Genomic DNA, 18558 nt, shown 5'->3' on the forward strand with positions numbered 1-18558 from the left:
TCTAATCTACCTCCGTTCCCCAGCGAATCGGTATCTCCGCCTGAAGCAAAAATCCGTTGTTTCCATCGCATATTATTTTTCCGCCAAGCATCTCCAGACGCTCCTCCATATGGCTGAGACCAAAACCCTTTTCAAAGTCAGGACAACCTGCGCCGTTATCCCTGATGATAATGTTTAGCTTTCCATCTGCTTTGCTGATCGTAACCCAGATATCCTGAGGCTTTCCGTGCCTTACAGAATTGGTGATGCCCTCCTGAACCGTTCGGTATATCGCCTCCGCTTCATCATCTCCGAAATTATCTCTTAGCTTCACAGAGCAGTCATAGTGAAAATGAATTCCCGTGGATCGACGCATTTCATCTATCATCTGCTCGATCGCAAGGTCAAGGGACATATTTTCCAGACCATCCGGCTTCAGGGCTCTTACGGATCTTCGTGCATCCTCCATACCTCTGTGAGCCACTTCCGAAATAGCTTTGAGCTGCTCCTTTACCAGTTCCCCATTGGTATCAAACAGCATGATACAGGCTTCTATTCCTGTTACGATTCCTGTCAGAGAATGCCCTATGGTATCGTGAATCTCTCTGGCCAGGCGGTTTCTCTCACTGGTCTGTGCCATCAGGGCTGACTTTTCCGAATACTCTTCGAGCTTGACATTTGCCTCCCTCAGCTGCTCATTGAGAGACAAAATACGTTCATTTTCACTCATCTGGATTCTGACCATGAAAAACATATAGCACATGAACAGGAATACATTGAGAAGTTTTCCAACATTGATTATTCCCTGAATAATCTTCGCATAATCACTTCTGTAATAGCTCAGATAATCAGAAAGTGAGGTCACCGGAATCCAGATAGACAAAATCTGACTTTCCAGCAGAAAATAACATATGCCAACAAGTACAAAGGTTATGTTACGGTTCCATTTGCCGGTAGGTCTTCTTATGAGATTTGCGATGATCATGAGAAACATTCCCATGTAGCTAAAGCTCATAATCCTGGAGAGTATGATAACTATAAATGTCTCCGTCAAAAGTTTAAATAAAAACTGTATCCCCTGATCTGTTTCGGTTGTAAGCAGCAAAAGTAAAGAAGCATAGAGCAGTCCGGCTGACAGAATCGGTTCAAAGGGGCGGTCGGGAATGAGCTTTGAGTTCATGAGGAATGACAGTGCCGAGCCTTCATGTATATACCCCCACAATGCATGGGACATGATAAACATAATAAAAAGCAGCATCCAGAAATTCAGATGCATCATCAGATTTATCAGCAAATCCGGCAACCGGTAATCTTTTATTATTTTTGCATTATTGCCATCTGTCTTTTTCATATTGATTAATGTTATCCTGTGTCACAATGTCTACAGGTACTGTGATTTTTGTTTCTATTTTGTTTCCGGCAATCAGATCATATAAAACCTCTGCCGCTGTTTCGCCTATTTTGGTGGGAAACTGAACAACAGAAGCCTTCATCGTTCCTGCTGCTATCAAAGCCTTCGCATCAGGAGAAGCGTCAACTCCGTATACATTAACATCTCCTGCAAGTCCCTTCTCCTTCAGGGCAGCCACAACACCTTCCGCGGCCGGATCATTCAGGCAGAATACCGTATCGAATTCGCGTTCCTTATCGAGATAATCCCTCATCTCGGAAAGAGCCTTTTCATATTGGCCATTGCAGTCAATCTGACACTCCAGGGTGTATGCAGGATTTTTAGAAACGGTGTTTAGGAATCCGGCTACACGCTGTCTTCCCGAAACTGCACTGTTGTGGGCCATAACCACAATCTTTCCTTCTTTTTGTGTTTTCAGCATGTATTCCCCATCCAGGCATCCGGCATTATAGTTGTCGGAAACAATAGTACAGTTAACCAGATTTTCAGTACTTACATTTGAATCTACTACGATCACATTGATGCCTTTTGCCCTGGCTTCTATAAGGACATCCACCAGTCCGTCAGGGTCAACCGGCGTCAGGATCAGAGCATCGATGCCCATTTTCATCATTTCCCTTATCTGCTCCTTCTGCCGCTGAACATCCATTCCCGGATCCCGCAGGATCACTCTGTCACCCTCTGCCTCAACCCTTACTCTTACCTGCTCATGGATTATCCTGAAGAATTCATTGCTCATGCTCATATAGCTTGCACCGATCAGTCTGGAGCCTTCCTTCTGATTCTTGGAAATGTCTATGGACCTGAGCATTATCAGAATACCGACTGAAAAAAGCACAAGGTACACTACCGTCAAAATTGTATAATACAATTGTCTATATTTTGTTTTTTTCATATCCCCACCTTATTCAGTCGGTGAACCAGGGGGACGGGGTTGGTGGTCCATTTTCCTAAAATGGACCACCAACCCCGTCCCCCCTGGCCCACCGACTGAACTGTTACATTCAATTGGGGTAATAGTAACTTGAATCCTCTGCTCCGTCAATCTTTTAACACAATGAATCACCCAATGATTTCAAAAGAAATCCACCGGGGACGGTTCTCAACCGCGAGAACCGTCCCCGGCGGATACCCTGTTGTTTTCGTAAAAACATTTTACATTGGCCAAAACCCATGGGATAATGTGCTACACAACATTCGTCGTTCCGGAGGAAATGATTCTGATCCGGAGTCAGAAAGGATTGTATATGGCTAAGGTTATTGTAGGCATGTCCGGAGGAGTGGACAGTGCAGTTGCGGCATATCTGCTGAAGCAGGAAATGTTCTGGAAGTTCATAAAGGCATCATCCACTATACTGTCGGCCAGAGAAAAGGTCTTGGTATCGCGCTGGGATATCCCGCTTATGTAAAGACTATAAGAGCCGACAGGAACGAGGTTGTTATCGGGAGTGAAGATTCGCTTTTCAGTGATGAGATAATATGCGGAAACATTAACCTTATGAGTATACCTGAGCTTACAGGGAAGCTTCATTGCAATGTTAAAATCCGGTATCATCATCCCGGACAGGGGGCGTGCCTTGAACGGATAGATGATGAACACATAAAGGTACATTTTGACTCTCCCGTGCGGGCTGCTGCTCCGGGGCAGGCAGCTGTGTTCTATGACGAAAACGACTGCGTGATTGGGGGAGGAGTAATCTGCTGACAAAAACATATCATCATTATCATTTCAAACCTTTACTGACAACCCTGTCTTCCTGTTCGCATCCGCAAAAAGTAATGACTACTTCTTCAGGTTTCTATTCAAAAAAACGGAAGAGCGTGGGTCTCGCTAAGACCTCTCTCTTCCGTTTTTTGTTAATGCTCAACTTCTGTTGGCGGGTATGCCAGAGCCGCCATGTATACGAAGTCGTCCTTGTCCCAGACAAAGGTCCACCACATATCAGGTGAATCTTCCTCACCTACGATAATGCGCACATCCGTGTTCCCGTCATCGTTATAATCATCAAACTCCACCGTAGCTTTTTCATATTGCTCATCGGTTAGCTTTTCGGGATAGTCTACCTGCAAAAATAAATTCTGTTTAGGCTCATCATAGTACAACTCAACTCTGTCACCGAAGACACAGGCGCAGACGTCAATATCCTGCCCGTCCAGACTGAGGTTTCCATAGCCGTCTATAGTTCCCCATGTCCGCCAGTCCTGTCCTTCGATGCCGCCTCCGTCCTCCTGTTTATTTTCCGCTGAGTTGATACTATTTTCCGTCGTGCTGACGCTATTTTCCACCGTGCTGATACCGGATGCCATGTCACAGGCCGTCAGAAAGCTCAGCAGCAAAACAGCGGATATAGTTAACATAATTTTTCTCATAATTATTTCCTCCCTTTAATCATCACCCCAAAGTTCAACGAAACTGTCAAATCTGGGGAGATTTATTTTCAAATATCCTCTTTTACTTCCATCCACCAGATGCTTATTTATGAGATTATTTCTGAATACATTATATGATGCCGGATTTTTCATCAAAGACTTTATGTCCTCTGTTTTCCCATCTTTTGTTTTACAGATGCATCTGACCATTTCCTTTTCGCCTTCTGTCAGCTTCTGCCATATCATATCATATGAATCTTTAAACATTATGTTCTCAAAGGCCGGCATTAGATCTTCAAGAGTCTCATTTTCCTTTTTGCAAAAATATAGTGAACCAAGAACCTGATACGCATAAGCATAACCCCGTGTTGTTTGTTCAATCTTTTTGGCTTCAAATGAGTCTATATTAAGTAAGTCCTGATATCTGTTCACTATGTCGTATTTGTTTAGAGCAGTTGCTTCAATAGCGTCAGCTCTTTTAAAAAAGGTAAGGTTTTTCTCAGTTGAAAATTCTTCAATGTTCTCCGAAAGTCCTGTCACAACAAGATAGAGTTCTGCTCCCACAACTATCATTGACCCTATTATTGAAAGAAGCTTGACTGTTTCTTCTGTTTTGGAAATATCATCTATCCCAACAAGTATCCTGTACTTCTTTTTGTTGGCTGTCTCTATCATTTTTATTATTGCAGCTTCTTCGGATTTATGAAACTTTTCAATGCTTTTTGTATTTGTGACCTTTACGCTCCCTTCTCCTGACGCACCATGAAAACTTCCTCCGAGAGATGCACTGAAACTTTTTTCAATTGTCTTGTTATTTATACCTAAACCTTTTTCGCTTGCAAGTAGATCATGAAATGTAGCAATTGTATTTCCGGCAGAGGAAAGGTTATATACAAGCCAGTTTTTCTCTTCCTTTAACGCCTTCATAATCCTTCCATATTCAACTGATTTGCCGGACCCACGAAGGCCTGTGATCTTATAAACATGTTTTTCAGATTCATCACTTTTAAAATTTGCAATTACAGTATCAGCAATACCTGTATCTATATATGCTTTGCCTGCCAGCCCCGGAGTTCTGGTAAACGGATCAATTTTGGGTGTCATTACTTTTCCTCCATGTTTTTTACTATATATCAGATAATTTTACGTTTCATTACTAAAAGCGTTGTTTTTTTACTTTTCATTACTATGATAGCAAAATTTTACTTTTGGCTCAATACTTTACTAATTTCAGATTACAAAAATAAAACCCGATGGCACTCTATTATCAAGTGTCATTGGGTTCTTTTTTTACAACTAGCAATTCCCCGTATACACATACTTCAGATTCTTTTCTGCCACAGTTTTCAGGTGATAAACATTAGCCACATCTGTGGCGTCTCTGTCAGTCATATGGAACTTTGGAAAGAATCTGGACAGGTGAAGGGGAATGTTTTCGCCAATCTGATTTCCTTCATTATCTGTAAGCTCGCGTATCCATCGGCTAAGTTCAAATATCTCATCATCGGTATCATTTTCACCGGGGATGATGAGAGTCGTCACTTCCACATGGCAATGCTTCACCGCTTCCTTGATGAAATCCATAACCATCCGGCGGTTTCCTTTCAGGAGATCCTCATAGTAATGATCCGTGAAGCCCTTGAGATCGATGTTCATTGCATCAACATATCCGAAAAGATCACCCACAGCAGAAGCATCAGCCATGCCATTTGTAACAAGAACTGTTTTCAAATCATGTTCTCTCAGCAGCTTTGCTGTGTCTAGAACGTACTCATAGGAAATGAGTGGCTCATTGTAGGTAAAGGCTACACCAATATTGCCATAAGGTTTCTCTGCCACAGCTATACGGCACAGCTCCTCCGGAGAAATGTATTTAGCCTTTTCAGGCCACTTTTCAACTTCCTCAGCCCATGAAATACCATAATTCTGGCAGAAAGGACATCTCAGATTACAGCCATAGCTTCCCACGGATACTATCATGCTTCCCGGAAAAAATCTGTTAAGAGGTTTTTTCTCTATGGGGTCCAGAGCTATGGATGTTACCTTCCCATAATTGTCCGGAACAATGCTTCCGTCCCGGCAGGTTCGCACTTTGCAAAACCCATATTTCCCTTCATCGATATGACAATGTCTGAAACATACATTACATTCTGCCATAACTGTTCTCCCAAAACCTTTTATAATCTACCGGGAAACCACCGGGAGACGGTTCTCGCCGGCGATAACCGTCCCCGGGTGGATTACTCCGGTATCAAACCTTCCTGTTCCCCTTCAGAACCTCCCTGTAGTCCTCCAGGTTCTTCCTGAGGAGTGTTGGTATCTGAAGCTCATAGGGACACTTGCTTATACATTTTCCGCAATTAACGCAGTCTTCAATCTTCTCCATCTCTTTCTGCCAATGTTCACTGAGCCAGCCCTTGCTGGGTGCCCGTCTCAGCATCAGAGACATTCTGTTGCAGTTGTTGATCTCGATACCAACCGTACACGGCATACAGTAGCCGCAGCCCCGGCAGAATTCTCCCATAAGCTCGTCGCGTTCTGACTTAATGAAGTTAAATATCTCATCATCCATAACAGGTGTCTCATCCATATAGGAAAGCCACTCTTCAAGTTCCGACTCCCTCTGTATTCCCCAGATGGGCACTGCACCGTCAAACTGTGATATAAAAGCCATGGCTGCCTTTGAATTCGTGATGAGACCCCCGGCCAGACCCTTCATGCAGATGAAGCCCACATTATGCTGGTTGGCAAGCTCAATCAGTTCTATCTCCTTTTCCGAAGCCAGATAGCTCATGGGATACTGAACCGTATCATACAGCTCAGACTCGATAAGCTCCTGTGCGATTCCATACTTGTGAGCAGTTCCGGAAATAAAACGTATCTTTCCCTGACGCCTTGCTTCCTCCATGCATTCATACATGCCGCTTCCGTCCCCCGGTCTGTAACAGGTATTCATCATATGGAACTGATAAATATCGATATAATCCGTCTTAAGATTTGAAAGGCTTGTCTCCAGATCCTTCCAAAAATCCTCCGGTGTTGTAGCCTTGGTTTTCGAAGCAATGAATATGTCTTTACGATCCACATATCCCGTTCCGAAGGCTTCCCCCAGCTTCACCTCACTGTCACTGTAGACTCTTGCCGTGTCAAAAAAGCGAATGCCTCCGTCGTAAGCCCGTCTTAAAATCTTTACAGCCTCCTCAACCGAAACCCTCTGTAAAGGTAATGCTCCGAACCCGTTCTGGGGCACTTCGATCCCTGTTCTTCCCAATACCACGTTTTTCATAGTTTTCTCTCCGTTTTAAAACTTAGGTTCATATAAAATACGATAAAAACTATTCTTAAAATTCTAACTGAATACAGCTGAAAAATACTCATACCACTGTTATATTCGACAATTTAAGATAAGGTTATAAGGATTTACTTGTTGAACGATTGCCTTCAATGGTATCATGTGAATGTTTATCAAAAATAAAGGAGTCATAATGCTTGAACTGTTCCTGACATTTGCAAAAATCGGAAGCTTTACCTTCGGCGGAGGGTACGCCATGATCTCCCTCATCGAAGACATTTGCGTAACAAAAAAGAAATGGATAACCCATGATGAGATGATGAATATGACCGTCATCGCGGAATCCACTCCGGGACCTATCGCCATAAACTGCGCCACCTTTGTGGGCTATAGGATAAAGGGGTTAAAAGGCGCCTTTGCCGCAACACTTGGCGTCATCCTTCCTTCATTCCTGATCATATATATCATCTCCTGTTTTCTGAGCAATTTTATGGAGATAAAAATAGTTGCCGATGCCTTCCGTGGCATTAAGCTTGCAGTGGGACTTTTGATATTTAACGCCGGAATCGGAATGCTTTCAAAAATGAAAAAGAAGCTGTTTCCTATCATTATCTTTACTTCATCAATGCTGCTGATGCTTTATTCAGAGCTTTCGGGATTCAAGGTCTCAACAGTTATCATGATGATGACGGCCGGCCTTATCGGTCTCATATACAACAGTTTACAGAAGGTAAAAAAGTGATGTGTTATGGAGCCCCGCGCCCTTCAGTGTCAGATACTGACACCCTGCTCTATTAACGCTGCTTTTGGGAGCCTTAATTGACATACATATGCAGATCTAATTGGCTCCTACTGATACCCTGCATTAAAGAAAGAGAAGACAACTAATGATATATCTTGAATTATTACTGGGATTTCTGCAGATAGGAATGTTTGCATTTGGCGGAGCCTATGGTGCGATTCCGCTTATACGTGACGTGGTCATGAGCTATGGATGGCTCAGCGAAGATCAGCTTACATACATGATAGCTGTAAGCGAGAGCACACCGGGTCCTATCATGGTAAACATGGCGACCTATATCGGAAGCAGTCAGGGTGGGGTGCCGGGTGCTGTTATAGCAACCTCCGCTGTTGCCTTACCGTCATTTATCATCATTCTCATCGTTTCAACCATACTAAAGAATTTTGCTGAAAATCCACATTTTCAGGCGGTGCTCCGTGGCATTAAGCCATGCATCATCGGCATCATCATATCCACAGGGCTTTATTTGATCATAAATAACTGCCGTTCCGGCGAAGGCCTTAACTATGTGAATATCCTGATAACCCTCATCCTGATAATGTTTATGCTTCTGCACAAGCGCTTCCTGAAAAGTAAGGCTTCTCCGATACATCTTATTATTTTCGCAGCAATACTGGGAATAGCATTTGGATGAGTAAAATCACCAACTATTGTAATAATAAAACCCGGTGTTTTCATAAAAGAATTTTACATTGATCAAATCCCATGGGATAATGTGCTACACAATAATCATCCCGGAGGTCTTATGGAAAAGAAGAAATCAAAGGCAATACTATATATCTGTTCATCCGCATTCTTCTTTAATCTCATGAACATTTTTGTACGTCTCTCAGGCGACGTGCCAAGCATACAGAAAAGCTTTTTCCGCAATCTGGTTGCCGTGTTTGTAGCGTTTTTTATGCTGATAAAAAGCGGCGAGGGTTTCCACCCGCAAAAAAAGAATCTCCCCATCCTTTTAGGGAGATCCTTTTTCGGAACCATCGGTATCCTCTGTAACTTTTATGCAGTAGATCATTTGCCTTTGCCTAATGCTTCCATCCTGAATAAAATGGCACCCTTCATGGTTCTCATTTTTTCATATTTCATTTTAAAGGAGAAGCTGAAGCCCATACACTTCCTGATCATTCTGATTGCATTTACCGGATGCTTTTTTGTAGTGAAGCCTTCACCCGACAATATGGATCTGGTAGGTTCTTTATCAGGACTTATAGGCGGGATTTCCGCCGGGCTTGCATACACTTTGGTAAGACTGGCAGGTCTCCGGGGCGAAAAGGGCGCTACCATAGTGCTGTTTTTCTCGGCATTTTCCTGCCTTTCGGTGCTTCCCTATATTGCATTAAACTATCATCCTATGAGCCTGCATCAGCTCACCATGCTCCTTCTTGCAGGAGCCTCGGCAACAGCGGCACAGTTTTCTGTCACCGCCGCTTACAGCCATGCTCCTTCAAAGGAAATCTCCGTCTATGACTACACCCAGGTGCTCTGGGCTGCTGCCTTCGGGTTCCTCCTGTTCGGAGACATCCCGGATCTTTGGAGCGTAGTGGGCTACTTCCTGATCATCGGAGCAGCGGTAGTAGTGTTTTTGTATAACCGGAAGTAATCCATCGGGGACAGTTCTCGCCGGTGAAAACCGTCCCCGATGGTCTGTAATCAAAAACCAAATATTCGTCAGTAAAATAGTTGAAAGGAGGAGAGGCTCTCCTGTGAGAACCCTCCTCCTTAAACTATGGTTATACTTAGTACCCTATTTAGAACTCTCGCTCGAGGCAGCCTCCTCCAGCGCCTTCATTATCGGCGGTACGATTTTCTTTTTGCGGGAAACATTTTCATCAAAAACAAAATACTTCTCGCCGTCGTAGTTATGGAAGCACTCTTCCATCACCTCTGTGGCACCGTCTCCATAGCAAACCATGAGCATCTGATCCTGAGGCTTGTTTTTTATCATGCCGAAAAGCATGTCCATGCCTATCTCGTCGTAATGCTCCTCCATGGCCTTACGCATCTCGTCGGCCCTGTCATACATATCTTTCTCGTTATCTACATTGGCGATACCTATGGCAAAAGTATGTCCTCCGGCCTCGTACTCTTTGTAATCATTCTTATAGATATCAATAGGTCTCATGCCGTCATAGTTAAGAAGCCCATCTGCCATGCCCTTTGCAAGAGCATCGAAATCATCAATCTCGGCCAGCTCCTTTAACTCGTTATATGCCTTATAATCCATCTCGGTCATGCTGCTTGTACCGTTGGAGGTGTCTGAGATGATTCCCATAAGCATTACCCTTGCCATGTCTCGGGTAATCTCTACACCACACTCCTTATAAGCCATGTAAACATTGGTACACGCTGCGCCAACCGGCAGGGACCGAACAAATATAAGCTCTGTATTAGTTGCATCGCCTATTCCGTGATGATCAACGATTCCTACGATACGTGCGTCCCTCATGCCATCGATGGAATGAGTATAGGTACTGTGATCCGTCAGAACAAACTGCTTTCCGGTGGCATCCGTTAATATCTCCGGCTCTTCCATTCCATAGTAGTTTAGGGCAAACCTTGTCTCGTTATTGATCCTTCCGGCAGTCACCGCCTTAGCCTCGATTCCAAGTTCATTTAAAAGATTTGCATAGGCGATGGCACTTCCTACCGCATCGGAGTCGGGGCTCTTATGACCGATAACATAAGTGATGTCTTTCCCGTATTTCTCGTTTAAAATGATGGATTTGTAGGCCTCGGAATAGTTATTTTCGATGTCGAAAAGCTCATCCTTCTTACTGAAATCTTCGATATCAATCCCTATTTCCTGGGCTGCATCATGTCCCTCCGGCAGCTCTGCATAAACGGCAACATTTTTGTCAGGCGGCGGCGCTACCTGCACCGGCGGAACCGGCTGAGCCTGGCTGCAGGCCTGCAGGGAAACAGCTATGAACAATAATAATCCTAATTTTTTCATATGTACTTTCTCCCAAAATGATAGGTGAAAAATAAAGATATCTGTTTTTAGAAACTTCGACATCTATGCCGGAATTAATTAGATTTTTCACAAAAACATTATTTTATCAGTGTATATTACTCTGTCATAAAAAAGTAAAATTTTAGTCATCTTTCTGTTATAAAGCAGTGCTTCGTGGTCGAAATTTTAATCATAGTATGTTGAAATTTCTCCGGCAAAATCCGGAGTTTCAAGCGAACGTGACAAACTGAAAATGAATTTCTGAAGGAGGAATAGAATGTATCGAAAACATATTGCTTTATTGACCACACTGGCCCTTATGACCGGGCTTATTTCCTGTTTTCCCAAACCGGCACAGAATAACCCGCCGGCAGAACCTGCTGCAGAATCGGTTGCAGAATCGGAAGCCGCAGAAACCAAAGAAGCCGATGAAGATAAATCTTCCGATGATTCCTCACCTGCTGCGGAAGTAAAGCCGGATTCCAATTCCAAAAAAACTGACGTTAACTGGATGGAAACTATACAACGTGAGAAGAAAGCATTAGTCTTTGAAGACGGAATGGCTCAGCCTATTCTCACTTACACAAACCTGAGAGACAGCGATTATACAAATGACGGCAGTGACATCCTGAGATTCTGTGTTTATATCGAGACCGATCATGACACTGACGGTGACGGAAAAGCAGACCTTGTGGAAGCTCTGGTACAGGTGCCCCGTGCTGCTGCCGAAGGTGATTTCAAGGCTGCAACCATATATGATCCGACTCCCTATGGCGCCGGTACGGTTGAAGAGACCCAGGGAAACAGCAAAATGCTTTTAAACAAGACCCCGTTCGATTACGATAAGCTGTATGAGCCCGGACAAAAGCGTAAGCCTAAGGGAGATATGACAACTCTTGAGGCAGCCGAAATTGCATCTCCGGAAAGCTGGAACTACAAGGTGCCCGTTACAGGCGATATCGGCTACACTTATGCAGATATTTATGATTATTATCTTGTAAGAGGCTTTGCGGTTGTTGAAGCAGGCGGTATCGGTACCTATGGTTCGGAGGGCTTTGAACTATGTGGTTTTGATCTTGAGAGAGACTCACACAAATGTGTTGTGGAATGGCTGACAGGCAAGAGGACCGCTTATACAGATCCGTACAATGACATTACCATAAAGGCAGACTGGTCAAACGGAAATGTTGCCATGACAGGCTGTTCCTATGGAGGTACTCTTCCATTTGAGGTAGCCACATCCGGAGTTGAGGGACTGAAGACAATTATTCCGTTTGCGGGTATTGCTTCATGGTATGACTACACCAATTTCCAGGGTGTGCCCAAGGCTAATGATGCGGCCTATGCGTACTCACTTGCATCCTTTAACAGTGGCGCAGCTTTCCTGGATGATCAGTGGACTGTGATAAATGATGATTATGCATCCTTCCTGTGGCAGTTCTCCGAGGATCAGGAAGCCACTAACGGAGATTATGACGATATTTGGGAGAGGCTGGATTATACCCTTGATCCATCAAAGATAAACTGCTCTGCTCTCATTGTTCATGGAATGAACGATTTTAATGTTACTACCAAGCAGTCTGATCTCATGGCGAGAGCCTTTGAAAGCGCAGGACAGCCATATAAGCTCATACTCCATCAGAACGGTCACTCCACACTTGACGGAATGCTCATAAATGATTCCCTCTGGGAAAATATCATGAATAAGTGGCTGTCTCATTACCTCTATGACGTTGATAACGGTATAGAAGATATGCCAAAGATTTCCGTTCAGAGCAATGTTGACGGTTCCTTCAGGACATATGATACCTGGGCGGATTTCAGGTACCACACATTTGACTATGATAAGAAAGTCAATCCGGACAACTTCAATCACGTGGACACTACAGCTATAGGATCAACCTTTGCCAAGTACTATCAGAGTACCGATGAATTCGGAAGGGAAAATATAAGAGACAATTACTATCTGTCATTACCTGACAGCGTACATGCGAAATATGTATATGAAGTTCCGGATAACTATACCTTCACAGGTGTTCCAGAAGTGCATCTCAAGCTGTCAACTAAAGATGTTGCAAAGGACGGAATGGTGGTTTCAGCAATGCTTCTTGATACCATCGATGGCGAAGAAAGCTTCAAAGCTTATATGACTAAGCAGAGGATTTATGATACCCTTCCCACCAGGACATTCGGAGCTGCAGAAACCGGAGGCGGACTGCCCTACACTAAGGTTAAGGAATATGTACAGAGCAATACCACAGCGAAACTTATCACCTTCGGATATACAGATCTCAAGAATCCCGGCGGCGGATATGAAGGAAAGGATTACAGAAGACGCACGGAAGAAATGAATGCCGGCGAGTATTATGACTATACAATCTATCTCATGCCTACGTCCTATACCTTTGAACCGGGGCACAAGGCAGTGCTCATTATCACCGGCTGGGATCCGTACAATGACATCCTTGATGAGGACTTCAAGAACGGTTTGATAACAGACTCTGTGGATTCAGCATATACTTATGCTTTCAACATCGACAACGAAGCTCTGGAGATGAGATTCCCTGTTATCACAGGATCCCCGGAAGATGTGGATGTGGCAACAGAAAGTGAACTCGATAGAGAAGAAATCATTGCTACCGAAAGTGATCTGAAGAAAAAGGAGATAATTGCTACTGACAGCGAGACGAAAAAAGAATGAGTAACTAATCTCTCCCGCTGATTTTACGGTTTTTCGGATGAGCCTGATACCTCATCCGAAAATCCCTCTGTAAAGACTCAACGCATCTTGTACTAATCAAACAATCCTATAAGGACTATTGCCCTATGAAGAAATCGTTCTGGCTCATAATTCCGATTCTTGCTGCATTTTTTGTTTTCTTAGGCACAGGTCAGGAACATTACTACCCTATCAACAAAACCATACATATTGATGAGAATAATGTCACATCTTATGTGGACACCCAAAAAGGGTTTGTTGCCATCTGGAACCAGACCCTTTTGTTTGCTGCGCCCAACGGAGAGCTTATAAAAGCCATAACACCAAAATTTGACGGGGCCGACTGTGATCTCAGAGTGATTTTTACCGACGATGAAAGTATTTACGTAAATCTCGGAACCTACATGCCGGAATACAGCTATTACGACAGCGAACGCATAGAGAAGTACTCTTTTTCAGGGGATTATCTTGGAGAATTGATTGTAAGACCATGTGGTGAAGAGTATCTGGTTGACAGTAATTACATGACGGATTTAAAAGTCATAGACGGGACCGCTTATATCACCGATTCAAGGTACTATCAAACCGACCTTATTTCTGTTCCTGCCGAACCACAGAATGAACTTCCAAAACCGAAGAAAGAAGACAGTGTTGAAACAAAGGATTTTATCCTATGGGCAAGATACGAACCCGAAAATGAAAGAATGGTTATGTTCAACCGTTTTGGTGAAACATATTACTATGATCTCAATACAAAGGAAACCAGTTATCATCCCGAATTGATCGAAACCAATGTGATACAGCCTTTTGGAAGGTCAGAGATCTTTATTTCCGGAAAACAAAAAGTGCTGGATGTTTTGTACTTCGCAGGGATAATAATCCTTGGCATTTCACTTTTTGTCGGATTGATCCTGCTGCTTAGGACCGGAGTACTGAAGCCTTACAGAAAGTATCTTATATTCCTGTCATTTTTCGTGATCGCTGTTTTCTTTTACACAAGGCAGAGCCTGGACGAATATGATAAAGACGTCAAGGAAAGAGTAATCGCTTCCGCCAGATTAGTAGATCAGGGATTTTCATTCTATCTTTTAGATGATCTGGAGGATGCTGAATATGGCAACCTGGAAATATACAAATCAGACAAATCCAGGGAGTGGATAAACAACATTAACCCATATCTTAAGATGTCCTGTGCAAACGCAGGAATTGAAATGGGCATGTACCTTCAGATATATGTTTATGGAGATGACGGAACTCCTTTACTTCTTGTTGATACCTATGATGAATTCCCCATAGGTACCCCCTACCTGTTCGGAGACTACAAGTATGATCTCAAAGACCCTGATTCATTTCTGGAAAAATACATTATAGAAAAGTCCATAGACGGAACCTACAGCTACATTAATTATCCTATCTATAATTCAAAAGATGAATCTATAGGTTTCTTCCAAATGGGAAGCAGGTATGACAGGATCAGAAATCACGTGATGATGCAGGTTATTGAGTCATTCTTACAGCTGCTTGCTTTCATCATGTTCCTGTATATCCTTTTGGATGTTACAGACAAGTATTCTGCCGAGATCAAGGACTTCTTCAAGACAAGAAAGACAGACCCCGTTAGAGCAAGGATCAGTCTCAGCAATACCTATGACTTTATCGTTTCAGGACTTATGTACCTTGATTCACTGCTTTTGATCAAGGCCATCTCTTCCATCAACACCGATAGCGGTGTTGAACTGGCTGTGGTTTTTGCGATTCCCATTACAGCATACAGGGTAGGTTCATGGATCGGATCAGTGATAACTTCTCCGCTTCTTGGTAAGTTTGGCGAGAAACGAATGGGTATTCTTTCATCTGTTCTCAGCACATTATCATTCGTAGGAATAATGATTGCTATAATGCAGAAAAACATTTACCTGATCGCCGGATGTAAATTTGTGGAAGGTATCTTCCTTGAGAGTATCCTGTTCTCGCTCGCGGAAGGAATCCCTTATGAAATTGAGGATGAGGCATACAGAAACAAGAAGATTCTGGAAAGCCAGAGCTCAACACAGGCAGCCATCATGATTTCTCTTATGGTAGCCGGTGTCATCGCAGAGTATACAAGCTATACTGTTCTTTATCTGTTTGGAGCCATTGTGTGTGCTACCCTTATTCCTCTTTCTTTCGCAATTCTCAGCGGAGGAGATACAGAGGAAGAAAATGTAAAGACCTTGCAGGTATGGAAAGCATTTGCAGCTCCAAAGGCTCTTTTGTATATAGTGCTTGTAGTACTCTCGGTTTCATTCCTGTATGGTTATGAAGAGTATCTGTTCCCGTTGTTCTCTGAGAATTCCGGTTTATCCAGCATTATGCTTTCAAGTATAGGTGTACTTGTCAATGCTGCCAGTTATTTTGGAGAGGGAATCACTGTTCTTTTCAAAAAGCTTACTCCGCTCCAGTCCATGGTCAGAGCCTTCACTGTCAGCGGTGCTGCTATTATTCTTCTCATACTGAATCAGAATGTAGTCTTTGCCGTGATGGTATACTTTACCATAAGCATCCTTTTCAGAGTCATTGACAGTCAGAAAATCGTTACACTTGTTGAACTGGCAAAAGACAAAGATCTGGAAGCAAAAGACATTCAGGAGAACTATTATGCGTTGGAAGATGGTTTTAAGGTATTTCAGGGTCCGGTACTTGGTACCCTCAGCGCCATCGCTATTTCCATGGCTCTCGGCTTCCTTGGTACCCTGAGCCTGGCGGCACCCAATTTGTATAATTTTATTGCCAAAAGAAAAAAAGCAAAAGATAAAAGCTGATTTATATATCGAAATACCGGCCCACCTTAAGAGTGAGCCGGTATTCTTATGTTTATATCAATAAATAGAATTAATGTATTCTGTCAGTGCTTTTCTGTCATAATACTGTTCCGGTGTGCTGATGGCGTAATCCGGATCAGCGCCTCTGTCAATATCGTAGAACGCACCGTTCATAACGAAGGACAGACGTTTGATTCCTGAAAGCTGGAATGATGTTCCCCAGGCTGATGAAGCAGGTTCAACAACACAGCTTCCGCCTCCTGAAGTTCTTCCTAACAGTGTAACCTTATTTGATTCCTTAAAAATACATGGAACGAGATTTCCGCAAGAAAAGCTTACCGGTGATGTCAGACAGAACAGTCTTCTGTCTCCCAGTTCATCCTTCTCATCAAACTTACGGTCGCGGTTTACATCGCAGCGATATGTGGAACTGCACATCGCACCGGTCATGGTATTCTTCATTCCGATGGAAGCCTCTCCAAGGAACCATCCAAGAGTGAATACAGCTGTGTCCGCCATACCGCCCAGATTACAGCTTAGATCGATAACTACGTTTTTGATAGGGCTGTTCTCACGTGTGATCATGGAGTGCGCCTTCATGATAAGCCCGATGGTATCCTGGTCAGAGAAATCTTTAGGATCTGTTGTATAGTACTCTTCTCCTTCTACGCTTTCCATGTAAAACTGATCAAATGTGATATATGCAGTATTTCCTACTTCCTCATATCCCGGAATACCATCCGGGTAGAATTTTTCGCGGGCTTTTGTATATCTCTCATAATGATCGTTCCATCTATACTCGGAAGCTCCCTTTGGTGCCTTATAATCATTTTTACCGGTTAAGTACGAATAAGATCCGAACTGGGAATGACCGTCATCAAGATAATCTGTTATTGTACGATATATTGCTATATCTGCATTCTTCGGATCAGATGACTTAAGCATTGCTTCAAATCCGTTTTCATGAAAAAGCTGGGCAAAGTGCTCGATCTCATGAGGCTCCTTGAGACCGTATAGATAATCCATCATAAGACAAAGCTCTTTGTATCCATACTCCTGAAGAGCAGGACTTCTCTCACCTGTTTCTCCTTCGTAGTACAGATCTTCACATTCGCTTGCCTTTGCTGTTAAAATCAGATTTTTACAATTAAAAAACAGGTTAGCACCGCTTGGGGCAGTAATCAGGAAGTCATTAATTGTCTGAAGCGGCACAAGATAGAGGCCATCCTGCATTATCATATCTATGCCATATTCTCCGAGCGGAAGGACCAGACTGTCACCGTAACGATCATATGAACCTCTGTCTACCTTTTGAAATACGGCTGGTTCTCCCTTGTCATTGAAAACATGCATAGCTGTAAGATCAAGTAATGTAGAGCTTCCCGGACTCTTACAGAACAGATCAAAATCCATGAAATCGATAGTGTCTTTATCAAAATCAAATGTCAAAGGAATGTTATCATCAAAAGCTTTCTCTTCGTTATGATGACGGGTATAGGTTATGATCGATCCATTCTTTTCCATTGTAAAGTTTATGCCTGATGCTTCATCACCAAGCAGGGCATCATTGATCAGAAACAGAATCTCTTCGGACTCGATATAGGGCAAATCCTTCACTCCGTCAAGGAAGTAAAGTTTCATATCCATTCCAAGCGGTTCAGTCATTGCATAAACAGGATATGACTCACTTGTGATTTCGTGTTCCCCTCCAGCCGGTTTCTCTTTTAGTGCCGAAGTTTCCTTTTTCTCATCAGGTGCTGAGGTTTCATTATTCTCTTCTTCCTGTTTTTCCTCAGGCGCAGAAGTTTCCTGCTTCTCCTCTTCTGCTGCCGAAGATTCCTGCTTCTCTTCCGGTACAGAAGTTTCTGTTGTTTCAGCAGCACCGATCTCAGGCGTAGCAGTAGCATTGCATCCTGCAAGTATCATACCGGCTGTAATCGCCGAAGCCAGAATTCCATTGAGTTTTTTTCTTTTCATTCACGACCTCCATGAAGTTTTCATCACTAATTCATAATGCATAAAATCGAACCCCGGCACCCGGGGTTTTTCACGTACATATAAGATACTTCGACCACATTATTTATATTCATAAGAGGATAATTTTACAGTAAAACGAGATACCGTTTTCACAGCAACGGGCATGGCATACCACTGTTTATACCTTATGAATACATGTAAGGTGGTCGAAATATCTCACATATACGTGGAACAATCAGTAGTGATATTTTGGG

The 18558-nt window shown here is 43.1% G+C and carries 15 protein-coding genes; 7 read left to right on the plus strand and 8 right to left on the minus strand.

Annotated elements, in window-relative coordinates; translation table 11 throughout:
* Window position 1: 1 nt before the first annotated feature.
* Entirely contained in the window at window positions 2–1330 is a 1329-nt protein-coding gene (locus BLV86_RS18340; protein ID WP_090817819.1) for a sensor histidine kinase, read from the minus strand.
* Window positions 1308–2285: a sugar ABC transporter substrate-binding protein gene (locus BLV86_RS12295; RefSeq protein ID WP_090817823.1), complete on the minus strand. Its 978-nt coding sequence runs from the start codon at window positions 2283–2285 to the stop codon at window positions 1308–1310. The genes BLV86_RS18340 and BLV86_RS12295 overlap by 23 nt, the downstream gene beginning before the upstream one ends.
* Window positions 2286–2658: 373 nt before the next feature.
* Between BLV86_RS12295 and BLV86_RS18785 the strand changes: the two genes are divergently transcribed.
* A complete protein-coding gene (locus BLV86_RS18785) occupies window positions 2659–2799 on the plus strand; it encodes a hypothetical protein (protein WP_442950764.1) in 141 nt (46 codons plus the stop codon).
* On the plus strand, window positions 2736–3095 hold the full coding sequence (locus tag BLV86_RS18790; protein WP_442950765.1) for an aminomethyltransferase beta-barrel domain-containing protein: 360 nt from the start codon (window positions 2736–2738) through the stop codon (window positions 3093–3095). Before BLV86_RS18785 ends, BLV86_RS18790 begins: the two co-directional genes overlap by 64 nt.
* A 152-nt stretch (window positions 3096–3247) precedes the next feature.
* Here BLV86_RS18790 and BLV86_RS12305 read toward each other — a convergent pair whose 3' ends face one another.
* From BLV86_RS12305 to BLV86_RS12320, 4 genes are all read right to left on the minus strand, one after another.
* The gene (locus BLV86_RS12305; protein ID WP_090817830.1) at window positions 3248–3760 is read right to left on the minus strand and encodes a hypothetical protein; all 513 of its coding nucleotides are present in this window, start codon (window positions 3758–3760) and stop codon (window positions 3248–3250) included.
* A 15-nt stretch (window positions 3761–3775) separates the two neighbouring features.
* Window positions 3776–4864, minus strand: a complete 1089-nt coding sequence (locus BLV86_RS12310; protein WP_090817833.1) for a hypothetical protein — start codon at window positions 4862–4864, stop codon at window positions 3776–3778.
* A gap of 192 nt (window positions 4865–5056) precedes the next feature.
* Complete coding sequence (gene amrS / locus BLV86_RS12315) at window positions 5057–5917, minus strand: AmmeMemoRadiSam system radical SAM enzyme (protein WP_090817837.1); 861 nt, start codon at window positions 5915–5917, stop codon at window positions 5057–5059.
* A 94-nt stretch (window positions 5918–6011) separates the two neighbouring features.
* A complete protein-coding gene (locus BLV86_RS12320; protein ID WP_090817840.1) occupies window positions 6012–7046 on the minus strand; it encodes an aldo/keto reductase in 1035 nt (344 codons plus the stop codon).
* 199 nt (window positions 7047–7245) lie between these two features.
* Between BLV86_RS12320 and BLV86_RS12325 the strand changes: the two genes are divergently transcribed.
* From BLV86_RS12325 to BLV86_RS12335, 3 genes are all read left to right on the plus strand, one after another.
* A complete protein-coding gene (locus tag BLV86_RS12325; protein ID WP_242873302.1) occupies window positions 7246–7794 on the plus strand; it encodes a chromate transporter in 549 nt (182 codons plus the stop codon).
* Between the two features lie 145 nt (window positions 7795–7939).
* On the plus strand, window positions 7940–8488 hold the full coding sequence (locus tag BLV86_RS12330) for a chromate transporter (protein WP_090817845.1): 549 nt from the start codon (window positions 7940–7942) through the stop codon (window positions 8486–8488).
* A 111-nt stretch (window positions 8489–8599) separates the two neighbouring features.
* Window positions 8600–9454: a DMT family transporter gene (locus tag BLV86_RS12335; RefSeq protein ID WP_090817848.1), complete on the plus strand. Its 855-nt coding sequence runs from the start codon at window positions 8600–8602 to the stop codon at window positions 9452–9454.
* Between the two features lie 144 nt (window positions 9455–9598).
* Here BLV86_RS12335 and BLV86_RS12340 read toward each other — a convergent pair whose 3' ends face one another.
* A complete protein-coding gene (locus BLV86_RS12340; RefSeq protein ID WP_175456542.1) occupies window positions 9599–10807 on the minus strand; it encodes a DHH family phosphoesterase in 1209 nt (402 codons plus the stop codon).
* Window positions 10808–11084: 277 nt separating this feature from the next.
* Here BLV86_RS12340 and BLV86_RS12345 point away from each other — a divergent pair, with 277 nt between their 5' ends.
* Together BLV86_RS12345 and BLV86_RS12350 are read left to right on the plus strand one after the other, a co-directional pair.
* Window positions 11085–13508 carry a CocE/NonD family hydrolase gene (locus BLV86_RS12345; RefSeq protein ID WP_090817854.1) on the plus strand — a complete coding sequence of 808 codons (2424 nt, stop codon included), beginning with the start codon at window positions 11085–11087 and terminating at the stop codon, window positions 13506–13508.
* Window positions 13509–13633: 125 nt separating this feature from the next.
* Window positions 13634–16327 carry an MFS transporter gene (locus BLV86_RS12350; RefSeq protein WP_090817857.1) on the plus strand — a complete coding sequence of 898 codons (2694 nt, stop codon included), beginning with the start codon at window positions 13634–13636 and terminating at the stop codon, window positions 16325–16327.
* 57 nt (window positions 16328–16384) lie between these two features.
* On the opposite strand, the gene BLV86_RS12355 is transcribed toward BLV86_RS12350, so the two are convergent.
* Window positions 16385–18304, minus strand: coding sequence for a S41 family peptidase (locus BLV86_RS12355; RefSeq protein WP_090817860.1), 1920 nt, complete (start codon window positions 18302–18304; stop codon window positions 16385–16387).
* Between the last annotated feature and the right edge of the window lie 254 nt (window positions 18305–18558).

It is taken from the genome of Oribacterium sp. KHPX15, assembly GCF_900107835.1.
Classification (GTDB): domain Bacteria; phylum Bacillota; class Clostridia; order Lachnospirales; family Lachnospiraceae; genus Oribacterium.